The following is a 25,218-nucleotide window of genomic DNA, read 5'->3' on the forward strand; positions in this document are numbered from 1 at the left end:
TCGCAATCCGCAGTACCCCACGGTCGCAGTGCACTGTCAAGGACACCCAGGGGGAGGCTCCAGGGGGCGCCCAGGGGCATTCGCCGGCCGTGGACAGGGCGGGTGGTGCGGGCGGGGCCCGTGGGAGACCCGACGGCCGGGAATCGGCTGGGAGCACCGGGCGCGGGAGGGAGCGGCGTCGGTCGTTCCCGTGCGCCGCCCGGTCGTGGTCGGCGCCGGGGGCGGGCGCGGGTGTGTGCCGGTGGCGGGGCGGGTGCCGGGGCGCACGACGAGAGGGCGCGCGCTGAGCGCGGCGCGACGCGGGTGCGCCCGGAGCCTGCTCGGGTCCGCCGCCGGCGTTCGTCTCCCCCCGGGCCCCTGCTCGTGCGCCGCCCGCGTTCGTCCCGCCTCGCCCCTGCTCGTGCGCCGCCCCTGCTCGTCCCGCCCCGCCCCTGCTCGTCTCGCCCCGCCCTTGCTCGTGCGCCGCCCGCGTTCGTCCCCCGCCCCCTCAGACCCGCTCCAGCAACACCACCGGAAGTCGTCCGAACAGTTCCTCCACGCGTGCGTGCCCCGTGAACTCCCGGTCCGGTGCCAGGACGTCGACCCAGTGGCCCGGCGGCAGCGCGAGCCGTGTGTCCCGCCAGCCGCCCGCCTCCGCCAGCCGCAGCGACAGCCGGGTCACGGCGGTGACCACCTGCTCCGAACGCGCGAACGCCACACAGTGCGCCGCCGCCGGACCCTCCGCGGGCAGCGGGACGTACGTCGCCGCGTCGCCGAAGACCGCGGGGCGGCGGGCCCGCAGGCGCAGGGCCGCCGCGGTGACCTCGTCCTTCTCGCCGGGCTCCGCGGGCGGGAAGCTCACCGGACGCCGGTTGTCCGGGTCCACCAGCGCCCGGTACTCGCTCTCCGTGCCCTGGTACACGTCCGGCACGCCTGGCATCGTCAGGTGGACCAGGGCGGTGCCGAGCACGTTGGCCCGGATGTGCGGCGCCAGCCGCTCGCGCAGGGCGGCCACACGCTCGCCGGGCGGGCCGCACGGCCCCGCCGCGACGAACGCCGCCACCGCCTCCTCGTACGGCGGCTCCTGCTCCGTCCAGCTCGTGAACAGCCCCGCCTCCCGCACATGCTTCAGCAGCGCCCCCTGCACCCGCCCGGCCTCCGCGTCGGGACCGAGCCCGAAGACGGTCTGCCAGGCGGCCCACGCCAATTGCGCGTCCGGCACGCCCTCGCCGGTGCGGGTCACCTCGGCCAGCACGTCGGCCCACCACGCGGGGCACTCGGTGAGCACCGCGAGCGCGGCCCGCACGTCGGCGCTGCGCTTGGTGTCGTGCGTCGACACCACCGTCCCCGTCGCCGGCCAGTCGCGCTGCACGCGCGCGCAGTAGGCGTGGAAGTCCTCCGGGGACATCGCGGGAGCCCCGGGGTTCCCGCCCACCTCGGTCGCCGACAGCAGGGGCACATAGCGGTAGAACGCCGTGTCCTCCACGGACTTGGCCCGCAGCGCCCCCGCCGTCTGCGCGAACCGGGTACGGAACTCGACCTGGTCGGGCCCGTCCCCGGCGCGCCCCAGCACCAGATCGCGCGCGGCGTCGACCGCGCCCGCCTCCTCCGGGACCACGAAGGCGAGCCGCGCCTCGGCCGCCGCCTCCTCGGTGACGACGGCGGCCGGGTCCCCGGAGGCGTACGGCCGGTACACCTCCAGCCGGACCAGGAGCTCCTGGAGGGCGGTGCGCAGCGCCCAGGGCGCCCGGTCGCGCAGCGCGGGCTCCAGCGACGTGGCGCACACCCGGTCGGCCACTCGCGTCAGCCGGTCGGTCTCCGCGGCCAGTTCATACGTGACGACCTTGTACGCGGCCCGCCGTACCGTCGCCTCCCACTGCCCGCCCCGGTCCGTCTGCGGGGCCGCGAACCGCCGGTACTGGCCGAGCAGTTCCCCGCACCCGGCGGGGTCCGTGAAGAGGCCGTCGATGTGCCGCAGGGCGTCGTAGCCGGTGGTGCCCGCGACCGGCCAGGCGGCGGGCAGGTGCTCGCCGTCCGCGAGGATCTTCTCCACGACCGTCCAGCGGCCCCCGGTCGCCTCGTGCAGCCGCCGCAGATAGGCGTCGGGGTCGGCGAGCCCGTCGGGGTGGTCGACGCGCAGCCCGTCGATCACGCCCTCGTGCAGCAGGGCCAGGGTCTTGTCGTGCGTGGCCTCGAACACCTCCGGGTCCTCCACCCGCACCCCGATGAGCTCCGAGATGCTGAAGAACCGGCGGTAGTTCAGCTCCGTACGGGCCAGCCGCCACCAGGCCAGTCGGTACCACTGGGCGTCCAGCAGCTGCGGCAGCGGCAGTTCCCCGGTGCCCTCGCGCAGCGGGAACTCCTGGTCGTAGTAGCGCAGGACGTCGCCGTCGACCCGCAGCCGGTCGAGCTCCTGGCCGAGCGGGCCGCCGAGCACCGGCAGCAGCACCTGCCCGCCGAGCACCTCCCAGTCGATGTCGAACCAGCGCGCGTAGGGCGACTTCGGGCCCTCGCGCAGGACCTCCCACAGGGCGCGGTTTTGGCGCGGCGCCATGGCCATGTGGTTGGGGACGATGTCCACCACCAGGCCGAGCCCGTGCTCCCGCGCGGTGCGCGACAGCGCGCGCAGTCCCTCCTCGCCGCCCAGTTCCCCGCGCACGCGCGCGTGGTCGACGACGTCGTAGCCGTGCGTCGAGCCCGGCACCGCCTCCAGCACGGGCGACAGATGCAGGTGCGAGACGCCGAGCGAGGCCACATAGGGCACCGCCTCGGCCGCGGCAGCGAACGGGAACTCGGGCTGCAGCTGCAGCCGGTACGTGGCCGTGGGCGCCACCGGGTCAGGTCGCTCAGGTGTCATGGAAACGTACGTACCCGCCCTGCCGCGCTTCGTGTCATCGTCCGCTCCACGTGCCCCCGCACGCGTGGCTAGCGTCGAGCGATGGGATCTGTGGGACACGGCGGCACGCTGGGCACGTACCGCGAGGTGATCGGTCTGACCGGGCCGTTCCTGCCGGGCGTGTCGTTCCTCGGGCGGCTGCCGACCGCCACCATCCAGTTCGGCAGTGTGCTGCTGGTCGCCCGTACGAGCGGCTCGCTGGCCGCCGCCGGTGTGACCGGCGGGGCGCTGGCGATCGGGCAGGTGGTGTGCGGCCCGCTGGTGGGCCGGCTCGCGGACCGGCACGGCCAGCGCGCGGTCGTGCTCGGCTTCTCCCTCGCCAACGCCCTCGCGATCACCGCGCTCGTGGCCGGGGCGCTCGCCGGACTCGGCATGCCGTGGCTCGCGCTCCTCGGCGCCTGCGCGGGCGCCAGCGTGCCGCTCGTCGGCCCGCTGGCCCGGGCCCGGCTGGTCGCCCTCGCGCGCCGGGAGAAGGCGCCCGAGCCGGTCGTCGGCGCCGCCCTGTCCTTCGAGAGCACCCTGGACGAGATCTCCTTCGTTCTGGGCCCGGCCCTGGTCGGTCTGGCCGCGGTCCTGGCGCACCCCGCGCACGCCCTGATCGCCGCCGCGCTCCTGGTCGCCGTGTGCGGCAGCGGCTTCGCCCTCCACCCGACGGCCGCGCTGACCCGCTCGGCGGCCGTACGCCGTACCGGAGTCCGTGGACGCATGCCTCGCCCGGTCCACTCGCTGCGCGCCGCCCTCGCCCTCCAGGGCGCCATGTTCGGCGCCTGCCAGGCGGGCATCACCGCCCTCACGGAGCGGCTCGGGCGGCCGGAACAGGCGGGACTGGTGTACGCCGCCATGGGGGTGATGAGCGCCGTCGCGGGACTGGCCATGGCCGCCGTGCCCGCGCGCGTGGGACTCACGGCACGGTGGCGGACGGCCACCGCGGCCGCGTGCGCGCTCTCGCTGCCCCTGCTCTGGACGGAGTCACTGATCGGCCTGTACGCGACGGTCGTCGTCCTCGGGGTCGCCTACGCGCCCCACCTGATCACGGTGTTCGGGCTCACCGAGCGGGTGGTGCCGCCCGGGCGGCTCGCCGAGGCGATGGCCGTCGCGACGAGCGCCCTGGTGGGCGGCCAGGCCCTCGCGGTGGCCGTCACCGGCCGCCTCGCCGAGACGTACGGCCCCACCGCGGCGTTCGGGGCGGCGAGCCTTGCCGCCGCCCTCGCCTGCGCCCTCGCGCTGGCGGCACCCGCGGCGCCGTACGCCTCGTACGACGCCGAGAGCCACCCGCGCGCGGGCACCCGCTCACAGGCCGACAGGGCCTAGACGGGCCGCTGGAGCACCACCATGCTCCGGTCGACCAGGGTCAGCCGGTCCCCGGCCTGCACCTTCGGGCCCGAGCCCGCCGCGACGCCCTCTCCGCGCGCGGTGTCCACGACCACCTGCCACTGGCGGCCGTGGTTGACCGGCACGACGAAGTCCAGGGTCTTCGGGGAGGCGTTGAACATCAGCAGGAAGGAGTCGTCGGCGATGCGCTCCCCGCGCGGGCCCGGCTCGGAGATCGCGTTGCCGTTGAGGAACACCGTCAGGGCCGACGCCTGCGCCGAGTTCCAGTCCCGCTGGGTCATCTCCTTGCCCGGCGGAGTGAACCAGGCGATGTCCGACAGCTCGTCGTGGGTGCCCTCCACCGGCCGCCCGTGGAAGAAGCGGCGCCGGCGGAAGACCGGATGGTCCCGGCGCAGCCACACCATCGCGCGGGTGAAGTCCAGCAGCTCGGTGTCCGCCTCCTCGCCCTCGGGCCACTTCAGCCAGGCCAGCTCGCTGTCCTGGCAGTAGGCGTTGTTGTTGCCCCGCTGGGTGCGCGCGAACTCGTCGCCGTGGCTGATCATCGGCACGCCCTGGGACAGCATCAGCGTCGCGATGAAGTTGCGCCGCTGGCGGGCCCGCAGCTCCAGCACCTCCGGGTCGTCGGTCTCGCCCTCCGCCCCGCAGTTCCAGGACCGGTTGTGGCTCTCGCCGTCGCGGTTGTCCTCGCCGTTGGCCTGGTTGTGCTTGTTGTTGTACGACACCAGGTCGTTCAGCGTGAAGCCGTCGTGGCAGGTGACGAAGTTGATGGAGGCCAGCGGGCGGCGCCCGTCGTCCTGGTACAGGTCGGAGGAGCCGGTCAGCCGGGACGCGAACTCCGCGAGCGTGCGGGGCTCGCCGCGCCACAGGTCCCGTACGGTGTCGCGGTACTTGCCGTTCCACTCCGTCCACAGTGGCGGGAAGTTGCCCACCTGGTAGCCGCCCTCGCCCACGTCCCAGGGCTCGGCGATCAGCTTCACCTGGGAGACCACCGGGTCCTGCTGCACCAGGTCGAAGAAGGACGACAGCCGGTCCACCTCGTGGAACTGCCGGGCCAGGGTGGCCGCGAGGTCGAAGCGGAAACCGTCCACGTGCATCTCGGTGACCCAGTACCGCAGCGAGTCCATGATCAGCTGCAGGACGTGCGGGGACCGCATGAGCAGGGAGTTCCCGGTGCCCGTGGTGTCCATGTAGTAGCGGCGGTCGTCGGTGAGCCGGTAGTAGGAGAGGTTGTCCAGACCCCGGAAGGACAGCGTCGGGCCCAGGTGGTTGCCCTCGGCCGTGTGGTTGTAGACGACGTCCAGGATCACCTCGATGCCGGCCTCGTGCAGCGCCTTCACCGCCGACTTGAACTCCAGGACCTGCTGGCCGCGGTCGCCCCAGGACGCGTAGGCGTTGTGCGGGGCGAAGAAGCCGATCGTGTTGTAGCCCCAGTAGTTGTTCAGGCCCATGTCCACCAGACGGTGGTCGTTCACGAACTGGTGGACCGGCATCAGCTCCAGCGCCGTCACCCCCAGTGCGGTCAGGTGCTCGATGACGGCCGGGTGGGCCAGCGCCGCGTAGGTGCCGCGCAGTTCCTCCGGCAGTCCCGGATGGCGCATGGTGAGGCCCTTGACATGGGCCTCGTAGATCACGGTGTGGTGGTAGTCGGTGCGCGGGCGCCGGTCGTCGCCCCAGTCGAAGTACGGGTTGACCACGACCGACGACATCGTGTGCGGCGCCGAGTCCAGGTCGTTGCGCTCGTCGGGCGCGTCGAAGTGATAGCCGTACACCTCCTCGCCCCAGCTGATGGAGCCGCTGACCGCCTTCGCGTACGGATCGAGGAGCAGCTTGGCGGAGTTGCAGCGCAAGCCCCGCTCCGGGGCGTACGGACCGTGCGCCCGGAAGCCGTACCGCTGACCCGGCATGACGCCGGGCAGGTACGCGTGCCGGACGAACGCGTCGCTCTCCCGCAGTTCCACCGCCGTCTCCGAGCCGTCGTCATGCAGCAGACACAGCTCTACTCGGTTCGCGGACTCCGTGAAGACCGCGAAGTTGGTGCCGGCGCCGTCGTACGTGGCACCGAGTGGATACGCCTCTCCAGGCCAGACCTGCATGCACACGACTCTTTCAGGTGGACCGCGCCGTCGGTGGCGCCTTGGCTCCGAGTCTCCCCGAAAGTGATGGAACCACCTATGACTTACGCCCCTCTTACCGGGCGACCAGGCATACCCGGTATGCCGAACCAGTGGGGCAATCACATACTCCCGGGGACCCAGGGGGAGTAGGGGGAAAAGACGTGCGCAACACAGTGCACCGCCATCTGGGCAAGGTGGTGGCCGGTGCGGCCATAGCGTTGGCCGGGACCGCGGCGATGATCGCCGTGACCCTGCCCGGGACGGCGGGGGCCGACGACTCGGGCGACAGGAACACGACGGGGGCCCAGCAGGCAGGCGAAGGACAGGGCCAGACGCAGGGACAGGCCGGGGACCAGGCCGTCGCACCCGGCGTCGTGGAACAGGCGCCCGCCGAGGGCGACAAGGGCACGGGACGCGACCCGCTCACCGACGGCGAGCTGGAGAGGGTCGAGCGGATCGCCCTGAGCCGGCAGCTGGTCAACGCCAGTGAGGACGTCGAAGGGGACCGCGGTCCGCAGCAGCTCGGCCTGGAACTGGCCGAGCCCGAGGCGGACGAGCTCGACGACCCGGGCGCGCCGCGGCGAGCCGAGGTCACCTTCTACGACTACAAGGACGACACGCTCGTCACCCGGACGGTCAACCTCGACACCGGCAAGGTGGAGCAGACCTCCACCCATCGGGGCGTGCAGCCGCCGCTCAGCGCCGAGGAGGAGGCCGAGGCGGCACGACTGCTGCTCGCCGACCCGCAGGCCGCGGGTCTGAAGGGCGACTACAAGGACGCCACCGGCAAGGAGCTGACCTCGCCGGACCAGCTCCAGCTGAACAGCATGATCTTCAAGGCGGATCCGGGCATCCGGCCCGCCGCGCTCGCGGACTGCGGCAAGCACCGCTGCGCGACGCTGACCCCGAAGGTCACGAACGGGCCGTGGATCGACGCCCGGCACCTGGTGATCGACCTCAGCGCTCGCAAGGTCTTCGCGATCGACCGCGGCTGAGCCAGTCCGTTCGCTTTTCCTACTTGCACCCCCTGTAAGGGAGTCGTTTCTTCATGCGCGTCACCAGAATCAGCCGTGCCCGCAACCGGTCGGCCCTGGCGCTCGCCGTCGCCACGCTGGCCGCCGGCGCGACGACCGGAGCGGGCCCGGCCACCGCCCAGAGCAAGACCGCGCCCCAGGGGCAGCCGAGGAGCGCGCCCGCGGCGGCCGCCGAGTGCAGCACGGCCTACCGGATCGAGCAGAAGCTCTCCACCGGCACCACCTGGCGGATGTGCTGGCGCTTCGAGAGCAAGGCCGGCATCGTCCTGGAGGACATCTCCTACCAGCCGCCCGGCGAGGCCGCGCCGATCAAGGTCCTCAACAGCGCCAAGCTCGCCCAGATCCACGTGCCCTACGACGACGGGCGCAGCGAGTACAACGACCTGACGCGGTACAACTTCGGCAACGGCCTGATGAACATGGCCGCCGGTGAGTGCCCCGGCGGCACCATCAAGACGGTCAAGGTCCAGAACCCGTCGTACTACGAGGACGGCAACATCAAGGGCCTGTGCACCACGACCCGCGCGCGGGGGCACGCCTACCGCTTCCTCAACGCCAACCAGGACAACAAGGTCTACCAGAAGCAGGGCAAGGACCTGCTCGTGTACACCGTCAACAAGGTCGACTGGTACGAGTACATCACCGAGTGGCGTTTCCAGGACGACGGCACCCTCACGATGAACGTCGGCGCGACGGGCAGCCTCTCGCCGTACGACTACGACGGCGGCGACGGCCGCAGCTGGCCCATCGGCAAGGGCTCCGCCGCGAAGGCGGACAGCCACAGCCACAACGTCTTCTGGAAGCTCGACTTCGCGCTCGACGGCTCCTCCAAGACGAAGGTCGAGCAGTACGACTCCAAGGTCAGCCCGCCCGCCGGCGCCGGCGACGGCCCGACCACCAAGACCACCCGCACCAAGGTGACCAAGGAACTGGCCGGCGACCTGAAGAACCTGCGCTGGTGGCGGGTGGTGAGCACGGCCGGCAAGAACAAGGACGGCCACCCGCGGTCGTACGAACTCGTCCCGGGCCCCACCAGCAAGTACGCGGGACGCGGCTTCACCAAGCACGACGTGTACTTCACCGAGTACAAGAAGTGCGAGAAGTACGCCAGCGAGAACATGCCCGGATGCGGCGCCGGAACGGGGGAGTCCGTCGACCAGTTCGTCAACGGACAGACGCTCACCCGCCCCTCGGTGTGGATGAACATCGGCTTCCACCACATAGCCAGGGACGAGGACCAGCAGCCCATGCCGGTCCACTGGCAGGGCTTCTCCATCGCCCCGCGCGACGTCACCGCTATGAATCCGCTCACTCCGCCCGCGCTCGCCGACCAGAACGGCGACTGGAACAGCGGTAGTTGAGCAACGACCCTGTCCATCCTGCTGCACCGCCGACCGCTCCCGGAGTACCCTTCCTTGATCGTTGACACGGGGAGTGCTCGGGGGAGCGGAAGGCGGTGCGCGGGTGGGCTCGGGAGGGCTGGAGTTGCCCCCTGGTGACGAGGGTCACGAGGGGAACTCCGCAGACGTCCCGCCCGGCACGGTGTCCCTGGCGCGTCCCATGGACGCGGGCGTCGGCGCCATCGGACCGGAGCTGGACTGGGACGCCGACGCCTGGCGCGAGGTACGGACCCGCGCCCAGCGGGCCGGCCGGGCCTACATCTGGCTGAACCTCGTCGAGCAGCGGCTGCGCGCGGTCGTGGCCGCCGTGCTGCGCCCCATCTACGAACCCGTCCACGGCGACGACTGGGTGGTCGCGGCGGCCGGACCCGCCGGGCAGGAATGGGTGCAGCGCGCGGTCGCCGTACGCGAAGTCAGCCGCCGCAAGGGCTACTTGCTGGACCCGGCCGACGACAACGTCCTCAGCTTCCTGACGCTGCCGCAGCTGCGCGAGCTGATGGTGCAGCACTGGCCGTGCTTCGAGCCCTACGTCGACGAGCGCCGGGACGTCGAACTCGCCCTGGACGAGCTGGAAGTGACCCGGAACGTCGTCTCGCGCAACCGGGCGCTGTCCGAGGCGGTCCTGAACCAGGCCGAACGCGCCTCGGCGCGGCTGCTGGAGATCCTCGGCGCGGGCGGCGACGTCCCCTCCGCGCGCCGGCTGCCCGTGGACGCGGTCGAGGACCTGGTCGGCGACCGGTACGGCGACGTGGTGGCCGTCCACTCCGACCGGGTACGGCTGTTGCGGCAGTTCCCGGCCGAGGACATCTTCGGCGGCGCCCGGCGGCTGGACGCCATCGGCATCGGCCTCAACCTCCTGGTGCAGAACTTCTCCGGCCGGCGCCTGGTGCGGCTGGCCGAGTCGGGCTGCCGGGTGCGGCTGCTGTTCCTGAACCCGGCGTCCAGCGCGGTGAAGCGGCGCGAGCGGGAACTGGGCCTCAAGCGGGGCGAGCTGAGCCGCTCGGTCGAGATGAACATCCTGCACATGCGCCGGGTCCGCGCCCGGCTGCGCGACCCCGGGGCCTTCGAGATCCAGGTCTACGACGAGACCCCGCGCTTCACGGCCTATCTGGTCGACGGCGACGGCTCGGACGGCATCGCGGTCCTGCAGTCCTATCTGCGCCGGAGCCGGGGCATGGAGGCGCCGGTGCTGGTGCTGCGCGGCGGGAACCGGGTGGTCAAGCCGGGCGACGTGGACGACGGCGGGCTCTTCCCCACCTATCGCGAGGAGTTCGAGGTGGCATGGGCTGATTCGAGGCCTGTGTCCTGAATCGACCTTGATGTCGGCGCGCCAACCCCGATGTCGGCGCGCTAAGCGGAACGCGCTCCTCTGATTGTCAGTGGCACATGGGAAGGTGGAGGCCACTGGGGGAGAGCACCACCAAGAAGGGGGACCGCCCATGGGCTGGCACCGTGAGCTGCTGATCGGATTCGACCTGGAGACGACCGGCACGGATCCGCGTGAGGCACGCATCGTCACCGGAGCCGTGATCGAGGTCAGGGGCGGCCAGGTCCTGGGACGCCGGGAGTGGCTGGCGGATCCCGGCGTGGAGATCCCGGCGGAAGCGGTGGCGGTGCACGGCATCAGCAACGAGCGCGCGGCCACCGAGGGCCGCCCCGCGGACCAGGTGGCCGACGCCATCGCGGACGTCCTGGCGGGCTACTGGAAGACGGGCGTCCCGGTCGTCGCGTACAACGCCGCCTTCGATCTGAGCCTGCTCTCCGCCGAACTGCGGCGCCACGGACTGCCGTCGCTGCGCGACCGGCTCGGCGGACACGACCCCGCGCCCGTGATCGACCCGTACACCATCGACCGCTGGGCCGACCGCTACCGCCGCGGCAAGCGCAACCTGGAAGCGGTCTGCGCGGAGTACGGCGTCACCCTCGACTCCGCCCACGAGGCCTCGGCCGACGCCCTCGCCGCGGCCCGGCTCGCCGGTGCGATAGCCGACCGCCACCCCAAGATCGCGGCCCTCGGCCCGGCGGAACTGCACCGCCGCCAGATCGAGTGGTACGCCGAGTGGGCGGCGGACTTCCAGAGCTTCCTGCGCCGCAAGGGCGAGACCGAGGCCGTGATCGACGGCACCTGGCCGCTGCGGGAGCCGGCCGACGAGACGGTCTGATCACTCGGCGGGACGGGCGGTGTACTCGGGGGGTACGGGCGAGTTGTCCGGCGGGACGGGCGGTGTACTCGGCGGGACGGGCGGTGTACTCGGCGGGCTGGGCAACTTATCCGGTGGGGCGGGCAAGTTGCTCGGCGGAGCGGGCGAGTTGTCCGGCCGGACGGGCGAGTTACTCGGCGGGATCCGCCATGTTCTCGGCGGGGCCCGCGATCCGTTCGATCCGTGGCTCCGCCAGCCGCGCGTAGTCGGCGCCGGAGACCATCAGCGACCGGTCCAGCCGGGCCGCGTTGAAGTACAGCTTCGGCTGGGCCACCACCTCGGGATCGGCGACCACCTCCAGCTCGGGGTCGAAGCTGAACGGCAGCACGGTGCCCGGCACCGAGCGGGCCAGCCGCTCGGCGGTCTCCGGGTCGCTGAACCCGGCGTAGCGCGCCGCGTACAGCTCCCGTACGGCGTCCAGGTCGACCCGGCGGTCCCCGGGGACGACCGCGAGGACGTGCCGTGTGGTGCGGCGGTCCACCTTCACCCGCAGCACGATGCACTTCGCCGCCTGGGAGGCGGGGTGACCGCGCAGCGCGCAGACGGCCTCGGTGGCGCCCTCGGGCGCGTGGTCGAGGAGCCGGTAGTCGACGGAGGAGGAGTCGAGCAGGGAGATCAGGTGGTGGTAAGTGGCGTGCTCGGACATGCGGGATCCCGTTCGGTGCGAGGAGTGGGCGGCGGCGGCGTCCGTGGCGGAGGCGGTGGTGCCGTGCGGTGGGCGCGCTCCACGGACTGCCCCCAGTACGTGCCGGTGAGCATCAGCGCCGCTCCCAGGCCGGTGAGCGCGGTGAGGTGCTCGCCGCCGAGGGCGATGCCCACGGCCACGGCCCACAGCGGCTCGGTGCCCAGCAGCAGGCTGGCCCGGCTCGCGGAGCTGCGCTGCACGGCCCAGGTCTGCGCGAGGAAGGCGAACACGCTGCAGAACAGGGCCAGATACACCAGCTGGGTCCAGGTCGCCGAGTCGGCGCGGGCCAGCGTCGGCAGTCCGGCCCCCGCGGCGGGCAGGAACAGAACCGTGCCGACGAGGGTCTGCACCGTCGTCAGATGCAGCGGACGGACCGCCCGTCCGACGGTGAGCCGTCCGACCAGGACGACATGGCCGGCCCGCACCACCGCCGCGCCGAGCATCAGCAGGTCGCCGAGGCGCGGCGCGTGGAAGCCGTTGCCGGACATCAGCAGGGCGACGGCGAGGACGCAGACGCCGGTGGCGGCGTAGAAGGCGCGCGGCAGTCCGCCGGAGCGGCCGGCCCGGTCGAGGAGGGGGGTGAGCACGATGGTCAGGCTGATGATGAGCCCCGCGTTGGCGGCGGTGGTGTGGGCGACGCCGTACGTCTCCACGATCAGCACCGCCGCCTGGGTCAGACCCAGCGGCACCCCGGCGCGCAGTTCGTCGCGGGTCCAGCGGCGCGCGCCGCGCCGGGACAGGACGAGGCCGAGACAGGCGAGCGCGGACAGGGCGTAGCGGGCGAACAGCACCAGCAGGACGGGCAGGGCGGCGGTGGCCGTCTGGGCGGAGAGATAGCTCGATCCCCAGACGACCGCGACCAGGAGGAGTACCGCATCGGTACGGCGGACGTCGGACACGTGCCTACGGTGCACCGATACGTCTCTGAAGCCCAGTAGCAGTTTCTAAAAGGATCTTTTAGCACTCCTACACTGAGAGGATGGACGAACGGCAGCTGCGGATCCTGCGGGAGCTGGGCGAGCTGGGCAGTGTCACCGCCGTCGCCGAGGCGATGCTGGTGACGCCGTCGGCGATCTCCCAGCAGCTCAGGCTGCTCCAGCGGGCGATCCCGGTCCCGCTCACCGAGCGGCAGGGCAGGCGGTTGGTGCTGACCGACGCCGGGCAGGCTCTGGCGGGGGCCGCCGTGGAGGTCGAGACGGCGCTGGCGCGGGCCCGGGGCAGCGTCGAGGAGTTCGTGGGACGGCCGGACGGGGAGGTGTCGGTGGCCGCCTTCCACAGCGCGGGCGGCACCTTCTTCCCGCTGTTGCTGCGCGCGCTCGCCGGACCGGACCGACCGGTGCCGAGGCTCGCCGACGAGGACGTGCCCCAGGAGGACTTCCCGCGGCTCACCCGGGAGTACGACATCGTCCTCGCCCACCGCCTGGACCACGCCCCGCCCTGGCCGGACACGGTCACGGTGACCACGCTCCTGCGGGAGCCCCTGGACGTGGCCATGCCCAGGGACCACCCCTTGGCCGCCAAGCGCCGCGTCACCCCGCGCGATGTGGCCGACGAGCCCTGGATCACCGTCCACGACGGCTTCCCGGTGCTGGCCACGATCGACGCCATCGCGGCGGCGGCCGGGCGCCGGCTGCGTCTCGCCCATCGCATCAACGAGTTCGCGGTGGCAGCCGAGGTGGTGGCGGCCGGCGGAGGGATCGCCCTGATGCCCCGCTGGACGACCCGCCCCCACCCCGCCCTGACCCTCAAGCCGTTGAGCGGCGTGCAGGCGAGACGCCACATCGACGCCCTCTACCGACCCGAACGCACGGCGAGGAAGGCGGTGCGCACGGTCCTGGCCGAACTCCGCCGCGCGGCCCGGTCGGTCCAGGCCGCCGACACCTGACGCCGCCCGCGGGAGAAGGAGCCGACCAGGGCCCGGCAGGCTCAGAACGGATACCAGCGCACCGTCTCGTCCCCGTCGCGCAAGGAGGCCACCCGGCGGCGGAACTCCTCCAGGGCCTTCGGGTTGCTCGGCGCGTGCTGCGCCACCCAGGCGCAGCTCGCGGTCTCCCGGGCTCCGCGCAGGACCGGGCAGCCGTCCCACTCGCGCACGTCCCAGCCGTACGCGGCGACGAAGGACTCGTAGGCCTCGGCGGGCAGGCCGTAGCGGTCCCGGGACAGGGCCATCACGACCAGGTCGTGCTCCCGCAGGTCGGCGGAGAAGGTCTCCAGGTCCACCAGTACGGGCCCGTCGGGGCCGACGTGCACGTTCCGGGGCAGCGCGTCCCCGTGGATCGGCCCCCGGGGCAGGCGCGGGGTGAGAGCGGCCGCGGCCGCCGCGAAACCGTCCCGTCGCGCGCGGAGGTAATCGGCGTCCGCGGGGTCGATCGCGTCGCCCGCGAGACGCAGCCAGCGCTCCACTCCGCCGAGCAGGTCGCGCGGCGGCAGAGCGAAGGAGGGCGCGGGCAGGGCGTGGACGACCCGTAGCAGTTCGGCCACATCGCGGGGCTCCGCCGGGCGTACCGGATCCGGCAGCCGGTGCCACACCGTCACCGGGTGCCCCGCCACCAGGAGCGGCTCGGGCGCGGCGGCCCGGACCGCCGGTACGCCCGCCTTCGCCAGCCACACCGCGATGTCGAGTTCGCGCCGGGCCCGGTCCATCAGCTCCGTGTCCCGGCCCACCTTGACGACCAGGTCACCGGCGGCGAACACCGCGTTCTCGCCCAGGGCGAGGAGAGCCGCGTCCCGTGCCGGACCGGGCAGCACGTCCGCCGCGGCCAGTACCTCCCGGGCCCGCATCTCGTCCATCGTTGGCCTCCATGTCGCCCTCGGTGCGTGGTCATCCGTCGGCCAGTCTCGCATTCGCACAGGTAGGAAGGTGTGCGCGGGCCCTTGACGGCGCATACACCTGTCACGACCATGACCAAACCCAGTCCGAGATCGCCACGAGCCGTGCGAGGAGCCGATCACGTGACCTTGGTGACCGCGACGAAGCGGTCGGCACCAGGCGGGCCGCCCCGCGCGGGCGGAGCCTGGTTCCTCGTGCTGCCCGCGCTGCTCCCGATCCTGCTGCTCAGCGTCGGCCCGCTGCTGTACGGCATCCTGCTGGCCTTCACCGACTCGCAGTCGGGCCGTACCCAGCCCACCCAGTGGATCGGCGGTCTCAACTTCCGGGACCTTCTCCAGGACACCCTGTTCTGGGAGTCGTTCCGGATCGGCCTGGTCTGGGCCGTCGGGGTCACCGTCCCGCAGTTCCTGCTGGCGCTCGGGCTCGCCCTGCTGCTCAACCAGGACCTCAAGCTGCGCTGGCTGGCCCGCGCCCTCGCGATCATCCCCTGGGCCATGCCGGAGGTCGTGGTCGGGGTGATGTGGCGGCTGGTCTACAACCCGGACGCCGGAATCCTCAACGAGACGATCCGCGACCTCGGCCTCGGCGACGGACGGGACTGGCTCAGCGGCCTCGCCACCGCCCTGCCCGCCGTCATCGTCGTCGGCGTCTGGGCCGGGATGCCGACTACGACCGTCGCCCTGCTCGCCGGCCTCCAGAACACCCCGCGCGAACTGCACGAGGCCGCCGCCATGGACGGGGCGGGCGCCTGGCGCCGCTTCTGGACCGTCACCTGGCCCGCGCTCCGGCCGGTCGCCCTCGCGATCACCGCGCTCAACCTGATCTGGAACTTCAACTCCTTCGCCCTGGTCTACGTCCTGACCAGCGGCGGCCCCGGCGGCCGCACCCGGCTGCCGATGCTCTTCGCCTACGAAGAGGCCTTCCGCTACGGCCAGTTCGGCTACGCCGCCGCGATGGGCTGCGTCATGGTCGCCCTGATCTCGATCCTGCTCGCACTGTTCCTGGTGGGCAGACTGCGCGGAGGTGCGAAGGAATGAAGACCAGCGCCACGGCCCGCGTGGGCCAGTACGCCGCCCTCCTGGCCTACCTCCTCTTCCTCGCCTTCCCCTTCCTCTGGCTGCTCTCCACCGCCTTCAAACCGCCCCGCGAACTCGGCAGCCTGCACCCCACCTGGATCCCCGAGAACCCCACCCTCGACAACTTCCGCCAGGCCTTCGACGAACAGCCCCTGCTGGAGGCCGCGGCGAACTCCCTGATCGCCGCCGTCTGCGCCGCGCTGATCGCCGTGACAGTCGCCACCCCCATGGCCTACGTCATGGCCCGGCAGCGCACCCGGCTCGCGCGCGCCGCGACCGGCTGGGTCGTGGTCAGCCAGGCGTTCCCGCTCGTCCTGGTGATCATCCCGCTGTTCCTGGTCCTGAAGAACCTCCGCCTGATCGACTCACTGTTCGGGCTGATCCTGGTGTACGTCGTCTGGGCGCTGCCGTTCGCGCTGTGGATGCTCGTCGGATACGTCCGTGCCGTGCCGGCCGAGCTGGAGGAGGCGGCCGCCGTCGACGGAGCCGGGCGGCTGCGCACGCTGGTCTCGGTGACCGCGCCGCTGCTCGCGCCGGGCATCGTGGCGACCGGCCTGTTCGCCTTCGTCACCGCGTGGAACGAGTTCTTCTTCGCGCTGGTACTGCTGAAGACCCCGGAGAAACAGACCCTTCCCGTGATCCTCACCCACTTCATCGGCGCGGAGGGCGTCGCCGACCTCGGCCCGCTGGCCGCCGCCGCCTTCCTCGCCACCCTTCCGTCCCTGGTCGTCTTCGCGGTCGTCCAGCGCCGGATCACAGGCGGCATGCTCGCGGGGGCGGTGAAGAACTGATGGGCTGTCAAAGGGCTGTGCGCGCACGCTGGATCATCGTCCTGCTCCTCCTCCTGGGCCTCCTGGCCGGCTGCACCGGCGGCTCCTCGGACGACGACGGCCGTGTCACCCTCCGCTTCCAGTCCCTGGCCTGGCAGGAGGAGTCCGTCGCGGTCAACAAGGAGCTCGTGGAGGAGTGGAACGCTAGCCATCCCGACGTCCAGGTCGAGTATGTACAGGGCAGTTGGGACAGCGTCCACGACCAGCTGCTCACCGCCTTCGAGGGCGGCGAGGCACCGGACATCGTCCACGACGCCTCCGACGACCTAGCGGACTTCGCATACGGCGGCCACCTCGCCGAGCTGACCGACCTGCTGCCCGGCCGCCTCAAGTACGACATTCCGCAGCGCAGTTGGCGTACGACGACCTTCGGGGACGGCGTCTACGGCGTGCCGTTCCTCCAGGAGCCGCGCGTACTCATCGCCAACGCCACCAGGCTGAAGGAGTCGGGCGTACGCATCCCCACCCCCGAACGGCCCTGGACCTGGCCGGAGTTCCGGCGGATCACCCAGGAGCTGAGCGGCGCGGGGAAGTACGGCGTGGCCTGGCCGCTGAAGGAGCCCGTCTCCGCCACCCTCAACCTCTCCCTGTCGGCCGGCGGACAGCTCTTCCACCGGGACGCCGACGGCAAGGTCGAGGTCCGCTTCCAGGCCCCCGACGAGGTGGTCCCGCGGACCATCCGCGACCAGGTCAACACCGATGACAGCGCCTCCGGTTCGACCCTCGGCAGCGGCGGCTCGGACACCCTGCCCGGCTTCTTCGGCGGCCGGTACGCCATGGTCCCGCTCGGCTTCTCCTACCGTCAGCAGATCGTGCAGCAGGCGCCGGAGGGCTTCGACTGGCAGGTCCTCCCCGCCCCGGCGGGCGCGGACGGGCTCACCCAGGGCGTCAGCCCGCAGACCCTCTCCATCGCCGCGGACAGCCCGCACCAGCGGGAGGCCGCCGAGTTCATCGACTTCCTGCTCCGGCCCGAGAACATGGTCCGGCTCGCCCTCGGCGACTGGATGCTCCCCACCGGCACCGAGGCGCTGAAGGACCCCGCCCTGCACACCACCAAGCACGACTGGGCCACCGGCACCGCCCTCGCCGGGCATCTGCGGTCGGCGCCCGCCCAGTCCGTACGGGGCTACCCGGAGTGGAAGGACAAGGTCGCCACGCCCGCGCTCCAGGAGTACTACAGCGGGGCGATCGGCCTGGACGACCTGCGCGAGCGGCTGGAGGACGACGGGAACCTGGTCCTGGCCCGCTACCAGCGGTGAGCACCTGTCGTACGACGAGCATCCGTCGTACGACGTCGAAAACCAGTTGTCCGTCCCCGGCCCGCCCTCCTAACGTGCCCTGCGTGGGAGCCTTCAACGCGATCTTCATCTCCGGTCTCGGCCGGGGCTGCACGCACGCCATCCGGATGCGTCGTGGCCTCGGAACCCTGACCGGCCCGGGGAGCCGCACCCGCTGACGTCAGCGCGGGCGCGGTAGAGCCTCCGTCTCCTCTTCTCTGTCTTCCGGTCAGGGCCTTCGGCTGCCCATTTCCCCTGTCACGGAAGACAAGGACCGCAGGCCATGGCCCGCTCCACGCACGTTTCCCGCGCGCTCTCGCAGAACTTCCTCGCCGACCGCGCCACCGCCCAACGCTTCGCCCGGCTCGCCGTCCCGCCCGGCCGCGGAGCCGGTCTGGTCCTCGAAGTGGGCGCGGGAAAGGGCGCGTTGACCGCCGTACTCGCCCCTCGGTGCCGCGAACTGCGCGCCTACGAGATCGACGCCCGGCTGCTCCCCGCACTGCGCGCCCGCTTCTCCGCCACGCCCCACGTCCGGGTCCTCGGCGGCGACTTCCTCGCTCTGCGACCGCCGCGCACCCCCTTCTCGGTCGTCGGCAACGTCCCCTTCTCGCGCACCGCGGACATCGTCGACTGGTGTCTGCGCGCCGCCACCCTCACGGAGGCCACCCTGATCACGCAGCTCGAATACGCCCGCAAGCGCACCGGCGACTTCGGGAGCTGGACCCTGCTGACCGTCCGCAGCTGGCCGCGCCACGAGTGGCGGTTGGTCGGACGCGTCGATCGCACCCGGTTCCGGCCCGCGCCCCGCGTGGACGCGGGGATCCTGCGCATCGAACGGCGCCCCGCGCCCCTGCTCGACCGCGCCGGGTACGACAGCTGGTGCCGCCTGGTCGAGCTCGGGTTCTCCGGGGCCGGCGGCTCACTGCACGCCTCCCTGCGCCGGGCCCGGCCCCGGAGCCGGGTGGACGCCGCGTTCCGGGCCGCCGGACTCGATCCGAGGGTGCTGGTCGGCGAGGTCCCACCGGAGCGCTGGCTGCGGCTGCACGAGGCGCTGGGGAGCCGTCCGTGCACCTGAGCCGACTGACGTCGCTGCCGCTGAGCCGCATGACTTGGCCGCCCTACGAGCCGGACGACCTCCCGGCTCCCGAGCCGGACGACCTCCAGACTCCCGGGCCTTTCGGGTTGCACGAGACGTCTCGTCTCGTCTACTCTCATCCCCATGACCTCACCCGCGCACATCGCCATGTTCTCCATCGCCGCCCACGGTCACGTGAACCCGAGCCTGGAGGTGATCCGTGAGCTCGTCGCGCGCGGGCACCGGGTCACCTACGCGATCCCGCCCGTGTTCGCCGACAAGGTCGCCGAGACCGGCGCCGAGCCGAAGCCGTGGAACTCGACCCTGCCCGGACCCGACGCCGACCCGGAGGCCTGGGGCAGCACCCTGCTGGACAACGTCGAGCCGTTCCTGGCCGACGCCATCCAGGCGCTGCCGCAGCTCGTCGAGGCCTACGAGGGCGACGAACCGGACCTCGTCCTGCACGACATCGCCTCCTACCCCGCCCGGGTCCTCGCCCATCGCTGGGGCGTTCCCGCGATCTCGCTCTCGCCGAACCTCGTCGCCTGGGAGGGCTACGAGGAGGAGGTCGCCGAGCCGATGTGGGCCGAGCCCAGGAAGACCGAGCGGGGTCAGGCCTACTACGCCCGCTTCCAGAACTGGCTGGCGGAGAACGGCATCACCCAGCACCCGGATCCGTTCGCCGGCCGCCCGGACCGCTCGCTCGTGCTGCTCCCGAAGGCGCTGCAGCCGCACGCCGACCGGGTGGACGAGAAGGTGTACACCTTCGTCGGCGCCTGCCAGGGCGACCGCACCGCGGAGGGCGACTGGCGGCGGCCGGACGATGCCGAGAAGGTCGTGCTCGTCTCGCTCGGCTCGGCCTTCACCAAGCAGCCCGGCTTCTACCGGGAGTGCGTCGAGGCCTTCGGCGAGCTGCCGGGCTGGCACCTGGTGCTCCAGATCGGCCGGCATGTCGACCCCGCCGAGCTGGGCGACGTACCGCCGAACGTCGAAGTGCGGTCGTGGGTACCGCAGTTGGCCGTGCTCAAGCAGGCCGACCTGTTCGTCACCCACGCCGGCGCCGGCGGCAGCCAGGAGGGAATGGCCACCGCCACCCCGATGATCGCCGTACCGCAGGCCGTGGACCAGTTCGGCAACGCGGAGATGCTCCAGGCCCTCGGTGTCGCCCGGCAGTTGCCCACCGAGGAGGCCACGGCCGAGGCCCTGCGCGCGACGGCGCTCGCCCTCGTCGACGACCCCGAGGTGGCCCGGCGGCTCAAGGAGATCCAGGCGCAGATGGCCGAGGAGGGCGGCACCCGGCGGGCCGCCGACCTCATCGAGGCCGAACTGCCCGCGCGCTGAACACAGTCGAGGGCCCGTCGACTCCCCCGTGAGTCGACGGGCCCTCCGTCCTTACCGGGTCACGCTCAGACCGGGACGCGCTCCCCCTCGTCGTCCAGCGCCTTGCGGGTGACCACCTCGGGCGTCTCGTCGTGCGTGAGGTCCGGCAGCCGGTCCAGCCACTTCGGCAGGTACCAGTTGCGCTCACCGAGCAGCGCCATGACCGCCGGGAGCAGCACACCCCGGATGATCGTCGCGTCGATCAGCACCGCCGCCGCGAGGCCCACGCCCATCTGCTTCATGGACTGCATGGACAGCGTGCCGAAGATCGCGAACACGGCGACCATGATGACCGCGGCGCTGGTGACGACACCCGCCGTGGTGACCACCCCGTGCTTGATCGCCTCGTTCGTCGTACGGCCCTTCAGCCGCGCCTCGCGGATCCGGCTGACCACGAACACGTGGTAGTCCATCGACAGGCCGAACAGGATCACGAAGAGGAACAGCGGCAGCCAGCTGATGATGGCGCCCACGCCCTCAGCGCCCACCAGGGACGCGCCCCAGCCGTGCTGGAAGACGGCGACCAGGATGCCGTAGGCCGCGGCCACCGACAGCAGGTTGAGCGCGATGGAGGTGATCGCGATCGTCAGCGAGCGGAAGGACAGCAGCATCAGCAGGAAGGCGAAGACGACCACGAACGCGAAGACCGGGACGACCGCTCCGGCCAGCTGGTCGTTGAAGTCATGGCTGCCCGCGACCTGTCCGGTGATGGGGGCCTCGAGGCCGTCGACCTTGCCGAGGGTGGCCGGACGGACCTCGTCGCGCAGCTTCTCCAGGTTCTCGCCCGCCTTGTCGAGGTCGGAGCCGCCGACCAGCGGGACGTAGACGAACGCGAGGTTCTGCGCGTCGTGCAGCTTGATCTCGACCGGGCCGCGCGAGGCACCCGAGTCCACCGCCTCCTTCTTGAAGTCGGCGAGCGCGCTCTGCACCTCGGGGGCGTTGATGTCCTCCGCCTTGACGACCACCTCGGCCGGCTCGGAGCCGCCGGGGAAGGCGTCGTTGACCCGGTTGTAGGTCTGCACGATGGGCAGCGAGTCGCCGAACTCCTGGTCCAGCGTGAGGTTCTGGGTCTTCATGCCGACCGCCGGAGCGGCGACCGCGAGCAGCGCGCCCGTCGCGACGACCACCGAGACGACCGGACGCTTCAGTACGGCGCCCAGGACGGTCGTCCACAGGCGGCTCTCCTTGTTGACCTGCCCACGGTTGCGGCGCAGCTTGCTCTCGGGGTGCAGGTAGGGGATACGGCCCTTCTCGACCCGGTGGCCCAGCAGCGACAGCATCGCCGGAAGCACGGTCACCGAACCGACCATGGCGACGGCCACCACGATCAGCGAGGCCAGGCCCATCGCCTCGAAGTCGGCGATCCCGGTGAACAGCATGCCCGCCATCGCCACACACACCGTGACACCGGAGACGACGATCGCCCGGCCACTGGTGGCGGCGGCGATCATCAGCGCCGTCTGCGGGTCGCGCCCCGCGGCCCGCTCCTCGCGCTCACGGCGCAGGTAGAACAGGCAGTAGTCGACGCCGACGGCCAGACCGACGAGCAGCATCACCGAGTTGGCGACATCGCCCATTGGCATCACATGGCTGACGATGCCCATCAGACCCATCGTCGCCATGATCGCGGTGATGGCCAGCAGCACCGGGAGCAGCGCGGCGACGAGCGCGCCGAAGGCGATCAGCAGAATGCCGAGGGCCACGGGCACGGCCGAGTACTCGGCCTTCTTGAAGTCGTCACCGAACGCGTCGTCGAACGTCTTCATCATGCTGGCGGAGCCGATCTGCTCGATCGTCAGCTCCGGATGGTCCTGCTGGACCCCGGCCACGGCGTCCAGCACCGGCTCGACCCGCTCGGCCGCGGTCTCCGCGTCCCCCCGCATGTCGAACTGGACCAGCGCGCTGCGGCCGTCCTCCGAGACGGTGTCCGTGTCGTACGGGGAGGTGATGTCGGTGACCTTGCCGGTCTCCTCCACCGCCTTCATCACCGCGGTGACCGCGGACCGGAACTCGGCGTCGGTGGCCTTCAGGCCCTGGTCCTTGGCCTGGACGAGGACGGTCTCCCCGGCCGGCTCCTCGATCCCCGAGTCATCGATGATCTGTGCGGCGGTCTTCGTCTCGCCCTTCAGCGACTGGCTCTCGTCGACGTCGACCCGGCCGGCCGCCGAACCGAGTCCCATCGCCAGGACGACGAACAGCACCCAGATGCCGACGGCAGCCCATCGGTGCCGGGCGCTCCAGCCGCCGGCCCGGGCGGCCAGGCCCCGCACCCGTATGTCTCCGTTCCCCATGACGGGCTTGCCCCCTTGTGCGCGGTGGCAGCCCCCTGCCGCCACCTTTCGTTTCGAAGGTATGGGGCGGATAAAGGCATCTCGTCGTGCTGCCCGGTGAAGTGAACCGGCCGAGAATCATCCCCTTGGACCCCGCCTTCTCCCCACTGGGGAGGAGGCGGCCCCTTACATCTATTTGGCGCGACTTTGTCATGACGAAGCTCATTGCACAGCCTTGTTGAATAAGTCACAGCCGCGTGCAGCGGTTGATCGACAGCCTCCGGATCGGCCAGAGTTCAGCGCAGTCCGCCGCGCCGGACCGGCCGTCGTGCCCACCCCCACGGGGCACGACGGCCGCCCTATGGTGTGCGCATGACGACGACGTATGCGGCGCTGCTGCGGGGGATCAACGTGGGCGGCGCCAAGAAGGTCCCCATGGCCGAACTGCGCACCCTGATGACCGGACTCGGCCTGGACGACGTACGCACCTACCTCCAGAGCGGCCAGGCGGTCTTCACGGCCGGGCGCGGCGACGCCGAGTCGTGGGCCGGTGAGATCACCGAGGCGGTGGCGGACCACTTCGGCTTCTCGGTCGACGTCATCGTCCGCGACCACGCCTATCTGGCGGCCACCGTCGAAGCCTGCCCGTTCCCGGCCGCCGAACTGGAGGGCAAGCAGCTGCACGTCACGTACTTCTCCGCGCCGGCCGACGCCGAGCGCTTCGAGGACATCGACCGGGCCGCCTTCCTGCCCGAGGAGTTCCGGTTCGGCGACCGCTGCCTCTACCTGTACGCGCCGGACGGACTCGGCCGCTCCAAGCTCGCCGAGCAACTCGCCAAGCCGCGCCGCACCAAGGGCGTGATCGCGACCACCCGGAACTGGAACACCGTGGTCAAGCTCATGGAGATGACCGGCAGTTGAGTGTGCGAGGCTCGTCCCATGCGCTACATCATCATCGGGGCGGGAGCGGTCGGCGGGGTCATCGGCGGACGGCTCGCCGGGGCGGGACACGAGGTCGTGCTGGTGGCGCGCGGAGCGCACCTCACGGCCCTGCGGGAGGCCGGGCTGCGGCTCAGGGTGCCGGACGGCGAGCACGTCCACCGGCTGCCCGCGGTCCAGGGACCGGACGAACTCGGCCCGCTGCGCCCCGACGACGTGCTCGTCCTCGCCGTGAAGACCCAGGACACCGCGGCCGCCCTCGGGAGCTGGGGCCCGGCCCCGGTCGAGGGCGGCGGTACGGCGGCCGAGCGGCTGCCCCTGCTGTGCGCGCAGAACGGCGTGGAGGGGCAGCGGATCGCTCTGCGGCTCTTCCGGCGCGTGTACGGCGTCTGCGTCTGGCTGCCGGCGACCTTCGTCGAACCCGGCGTCGTCTCCGCGGCCGGCACCCCGCTCACCGGGATCCTCCACCTCGGCCGCCACCCCCACGGCACCGACGACCTCCTGCACGAGATCTCCGCCTGCCTGGAGAAGGCCCACTTCGAGGCGCCGGTCGTGGCGGACGTCGCGCGCTGGCAGTACGCCAAGCTGCTGGCCAACCTCGGCAACGCGCTCGAGGCCGTCAGCGGGCCCGTGGCCGACGAGGCGGCGGTCGCGCTGTACGAGAGGGTGCGCGCGGAGGGAGTGCGGGTCCTGGACGCCGCCGGGATCGACCGCGCGAGCGTCGAGGAGCAGCAGGCGGTCCGCGGTGACAAGGTCACCCTCGTGCCGCTCGACGGCGCCCCGCGCCGAGGCGGCTCGTCCTGGCAGTCACTGGCCCGGGGGACCGGCACCATCGAGGCCGACTACCTCAACGGCGAGATCGCCCTCCTCGGCCGCCTGCACGGCGTACCGACCCCGCTCAACGAACTCCTCCAGCACCTGGCCGGCACCTTCGCCCGCGAGGGCCGTACGCCGGGCTCGATGCCGTTGGAGGAACTGCTCAGGCTGGCCGACGCCGGCACGTCGGCCTGAGCGGGTCAGGCGCCGAGCGCCGTCAGGACCGGTACCCGGGCCGCGTCGTAGCGCTCCAGCAGCAGGCGGGCCACCTCCGGCGCCGGGCCGAGGACGTCGGCCAGGACGTCCGCCTCGGCGGCGCCCCGGGCGATGCGGTCCGGCAGGAAGCCGGGCGCGAGGACGTACGGCGCGACGGCCACCCGCTCGCAGCCGAGGGCGCGCAGCTCGCGTACCGCGTCCTCGGTGCGGGGCAGGGCGGCGGAGGCGAACGCGGGCCGCACGGCGCACCAACCGGTGTGCCGCCACTCCCGCGCGATTTCTGCGATCACCGCGCTCGCCTCCGGATCGGTGGACCCCGCCGAGGCCAGCACGACCCCGGTCGAGGACTTGTCGGCGGGCGTGAGGCCCGCCTCGTACAGCCGCCGCTCCAGCGCCGTCAGCAGCAGCGGGGACGGGCCGAGCACCTCCGCCTGCCGGATGCGCAGCTGCGGCGGCGCGTCCCGCAGGACGGCGGGGATGTCGGCCTTCGCGTGGAAGGCGCGGGTCAGCAGCAGGGGCAGCGCCACGACCTCGCGCACGCCCTCCGCCGCCAGGGACTCCAGTACGCCCTGCACGGACGGGATGTTGAAGTCCAGGAAGCCGGTCTCCACCCGCAGTCCGGGGCGGGTCGCGCGCACCCGCCGTACCAGGGCGTGCACGGTCGCGGCGTGCCGCGGGTCGCGGCTGCCGTGGGCGATGACGAGAAGGACCGGCATGGTGTACCTCAGCTCCTCGCGAGCAGACCGCGGCTGCGCAGCACCCGCCGCTCCAGCGGGCTGAAGATCAGCAGGTCGATGGCGATGCCGACGAGCAGGATCAGGAAGATGGCCAGGAACACCTGGGACATGCTGGCGTTGTTGCGGCCGTT

The 25,218-nt window shown here is 72.1% G+C and carries 19 protein-coding genes and 2 pseudogenes; 13 read left to right on the plus strand and 8 right to left on the minus strand.

The annotated features are described in order from the left end of the window. Positions 1-487 precede the first annotated feature (487 nt). Positions 488-2,836, minus strand: coding sequence for a malto-oligosyltrehalose synthase (gene treY, locus AC068Z_RS38510; RefSeq protein WP_478567063.1), 2,349 nt, complete (start codon positions 2,834-2,836; stop codon positions 488-490). An 81-nt stretch (positions 2,837-2,917) separates the two neighbouring features. Here treY and AC068Z_RS38515 point away from each other — a divergent pair, with 81 nt between their 5' ends. After that, positions 2,918-4,186, plus strand: a complete 1,269-nt coding sequence (locus tag AC068Z_RS38515; protein WP_478567066.1) for an MFS transporter — start codon at positions 2,918-2,920, stop codon at positions 4,184-4,186. On the opposite strand, the gene glgX is transcribed toward AC068Z_RS38515, so the two are convergent. After that, entirely contained in the window at positions 4,183-6,300 is a 2,118-nt protein-coding gene (gene glgX, locus AC068Z_RS38520) for a glycogen debranching protein GlgX (protein ID WP_478567069.1), read from the minus strand. The two genes, AC068Z_RS38515 and glgX, sit on opposite strands and share 4 nt — an antisense overlap. 182 nt (positions 6,301-6,482) lie before the next feature. Here glgX and AC068Z_RS38525 point away from each other — a divergent pair, with 182 nt between their 5' ends. The 4 genes from AC068Z_RS38525 to AC068Z_RS38540 all read left to right on the plus strand — a co-directional run bounded on the left by AC068Z_RS38525 (position 6,483) and on the right by AC068Z_RS38540 (position 10,917). Then, positions 6,483-7,316 carry a Tat pathway signal sequence domain protein gene (locus tag AC068Z_RS38525; protein WP_478567072.1) on the plus strand — a complete coding sequence of 278 codons (834 nt, stop codon included), beginning with the start codon at positions 6,483-6,485 and terminating at the stop codon, positions 7,314-7,316. Positions 7,317-7,369: 53 nt separating this feature from the next. Beyond that, positions 7,370-8,716 (plus strand): copper amine oxidase, encoded by a 1,347-nt coding sequence (locus AC068Z_RS38530; protein WP_478567075.1) that lies wholly within the window; start codon positions 7,370-7,372, stop codon positions 8,714-8,716. A gap of 103 nt (positions 8,717-8,819) precedes the next feature. After that, positions 8,820-10,064, plus strand: coding sequence for an SAV2148 family HEPN domain-containing protein (locus AC068Z_RS38535; protein ID WP_478567078.1), 1,245 nt, complete (start codon positions 8,820-8,822; stop codon positions 10,062-10,064). A 130-nt stretch (positions 10,065-10,194) separates the two neighbouring features. Further along, positions 10,195-10,917, plus strand: a complete 723-nt coding sequence (locus AC068Z_RS38540) for an exonuclease domain-containing protein (RefSeq protein WP_478567081.1) — start codon at positions 10,195-10,197, stop codon at positions 10,915-10,917. Between the two features lie 169 nt (positions 10,918-11,086). Here the strand turns inward: AC068Z_RS38540 and AC068Z_RS38545 are convergent, their stop codons facing one another. After that, positions 11,087-11,602 (minus strand): YbaK/EbsC family protein, encoded by a 516-nt coding sequence (locus AC068Z_RS38545; protein WP_478567084.1) that lies wholly within the window; start codon positions 11,600-11,602, stop codon positions 11,087-11,089. After that, complete coding sequence (locus AC068Z_RS38550) at positions 11,572-12,540, minus strand: DMT family transporter (protein WP_478567087.1); 969 nt, start codon at positions 12,538-12,540, stop codon at positions 11,572-11,574. Before AC068Z_RS38550 ends, AC068Z_RS38545 begins: the two co-directional genes overlap by 31 nt. 80 nt (positions 12,541-12,620) lie before the next feature. On the opposite strand from AC068Z_RS38550, the gene AC068Z_RS38555 reads away from it, so the two are divergent. Further along, positions 12,621-13,526, plus strand: coding sequence for a LysR family transcriptional regulator (locus tag AC068Z_RS38555; RefSeq protein WP_478567090.1), 906 nt, complete (start codon positions 12,621-12,623; stop codon positions 13,524-13,526). 41 nt (positions 13,527-13,567) lie between these two features. Here AC068Z_RS38555 and AC068Z_RS38560 read toward each other — a convergent pair whose 3' ends face one another. Then, positions 13,568-14,431: a phosphotransferase enzyme family protein gene (locus AC068Z_RS38560; RefSeq protein WP_478567093.1), complete on the minus strand. Its 864-nt coding sequence runs from the start codon at positions 14,429-14,431 to the stop codon at positions 13,568-13,570. A 162-nt stretch (positions 14,432-14,593) separates the two neighbouring features. Between AC068Z_RS38560 and AC068Z_RS38565 the strand changes: the two genes are divergently transcribed. From AC068Z_RS38565 to AC068Z_RS38585, 5 genes and pseudogenes are all read left to right on the plus strand, one after another. Continuing rightward, positions 14,594-15,508, plus strand: a complete 915-nt coding sequence (locus AC068Z_RS38565; protein ID WP_478567095.1) for a carbohydrate ABC transporter permease — start codon at positions 14,594-14,596, stop codon at positions 15,506-15,508. Further along, positions 15,505-16,338: a carbohydrate ABC transporter permease gene (locus tag AC068Z_RS38570; protein WP_478567098.1), complete on the plus strand. Its 834-nt coding sequence runs from the start codon at positions 15,505-15,507 to the stop codon at positions 16,336-16,338. The genes AC068Z_RS38565 and AC068Z_RS38570 overlap by 4 nt, the downstream gene beginning before the upstream one ends. Positions 16,339-16,355: 17 nt before the next feature. After that, positions 16,356-17,636, plus strand: coding sequence for an ABC transporter substrate-binding protein (locus tag AC068Z_RS38575; protein WP_478567101.1), 1,281 nt, complete (start codon positions 16,356-16,358; stop codon positions 17,634-17,636). A gap of 301 nt (positions 17,637-17,937) precedes the next feature. Continuing rightward, positions 17,938-18,729: an ErmE/ErmH/ErmO/ErmR family 23S rRNA (adenine(2058)-N(6))-methyltransferase gene (gene erm, locus AC068Z_RS38580; RefSeq protein ID WP_478567104.1), complete on the plus strand. Its 792-nt coding sequence runs from the start codon at positions 17,938-17,940 to the stop codon at positions 18,727-18,729. 107 nt (positions 18,730-18,836) lie between these two features. Then, positions 18,837-20,070 (plus strand): annotated as a pseudogene (locus AC068Z_RS38585) (glycosyltransferase). A gap of 65 nt (positions 20,071-20,135) precedes the next feature. Here AC068Z_RS38585 and AC068Z_RS38590 read toward each other — a convergent pair. Continuing rightward, entirely contained in the window at positions 20,136-22,400 is a 2,265-nt protein-coding gene (locus AC068Z_RS38590; protein WP_478567107.1) for an MMPL family transporter, read from the minus strand. Positions 22,401-22,751: 351 nt separating this feature from the next. Here AC068Z_RS38590 and AC068Z_RS38595 point away from each other — a divergent pair, with 351 nt between their 5' ends. Together AC068Z_RS38595 and AC068Z_RS38600 are read left to right on the plus strand one after the other, a co-directional pair. Next, positions 22,752-23,300, plus strand: a complete 549-nt coding sequence (locus AC068Z_RS38595) for a DUF1697 domain-containing protein (protein WP_478567110.1) — start codon at positions 22,752-22,754, stop codon at positions 23,298-23,300. Between the two features lie 18 nt (positions 23,301-23,318). Then, complete coding sequence (locus AC068Z_RS38600) at positions 23,319-24,329, plus strand: ketopantoate reductase family protein (RefSeq protein WP_478567113.1); 1,011 nt, start codon at positions 23,319-23,321, stop codon at positions 24,327-24,329. Between the two features lie 5 nt (positions 24,330-24,334). Here AC068Z_RS38600 and AC068Z_RS38605 read toward each other — a convergent pair whose 3' ends face one another. Continuing rightward, entirely contained in the window at positions 24,335-25,066 is a 732-nt protein-coding gene (locus tag AC068Z_RS38605; protein ID WP_478567116.1) for a sirohydrochlorin chelatase, read from the minus strand. An 8-nt stretch (positions 25,067-25,074) separates the two neighbouring features. Next, positions 25,075-25,218: pseudogene (locus AC068Z_RS38610) on the minus strand (ABC transporter permease); the annotation flags it as partial.

The organism is Streptomyces sp. NPDC043726, from assembly GCF_056436565.1.

Coding starts and splice junctions, on each gene's coding strand:
- treY (WP_478567063.1), bottom strand. CDS start 2,836: ATGACACCTGAGCGACCTGACCCGGTGGCGCCCACGGCCACGTACCGG.
- AC068Z_RS38515 (WP_478567066.1), top strand. CDS start 2,918: ATGGGATCTGTGGGACACGGCGGCACGCTGGGCACGTACCGCGAGGTG.
- glgX (WP_478567069.1), bottom strand. CDS start 6,300: ATGCAGGTCTGGCCTGGAGAGGCGTATCCACTCGGTGCCACGTACGAC.
- AC068Z_RS38530 (WP_478567075.1), top strand. CDS start 7,370: ATGCGCGTCACCAGAATCAGCCGTGCCCGCAACCGGTCGGCCCTGGCG.
- AC068Z_RS38540 (WP_478567081.1), top strand. CDS start 10,195: ATGGGCTGGCACCGTGAGCTGCTGATCGGATTCGACCTGGAGACGACC.
- AC068Z_RS38545 (WP_478567084.1), bottom strand. CDS start 11,602: ATGTCCGAGCACGCCACTTACCACCACCTGATCTCCCTGCTCGACTCC.
- AC068Z_RS38555 (WP_478567090.1), top strand. CDS start 12,621: ATGGACGAACGGCAGCTGCGGATCCTGCGGGAGCTGGGCGAGCTGGGC.
- AC068Z_RS38560 (WP_478567093.1), bottom strand. CDS start 14,431: ATGGACGAGATGCGGGCCCGGGAGGTACTGGCCGCGGCGGACGTGCTG.
- AC068Z_RS38570 (WP_478567098.1), top strand. CDS start 15,505: ATGAAGACCAGCGCCACGGCCCGCGTGGGCCAGTACGCCGCCCTCCTG.
- erm (WP_478567104.1), top strand. CDS start 17,938: ATGGCCCGCTCCACGCACGTTTCCCGCGCGCTCTCGCAGAACTTCCTC.
- AC068Z_RS38590 (WP_478567107.1), bottom strand. CDS start 22,400: ATGGGGAACGGAGACATACGGGTGCGGGGCCTGGCCGCCCGGGCCGGC.
- AC068Z_RS38595 (WP_478567110.1), top strand. CDS start 22,752: ATGACGACGACGTATGCGGCGCTGCTGCGGGGGATCAACGTGGGCGGC.
- AC068Z_RS38600 (WP_478567113.1), top strand. CDS start 23,319: ATGCGCTACATCATCATCGGGGCGGGAGCGGTCGGCGGGGTCATCGGC.
- AC068Z_RS38605 (WP_478567116.1), bottom strand. CDS start 25,066: ATGCCGGTCCTTCTCGTCATCGCCCACGGCAGCCGCGACCCGCGGCAC.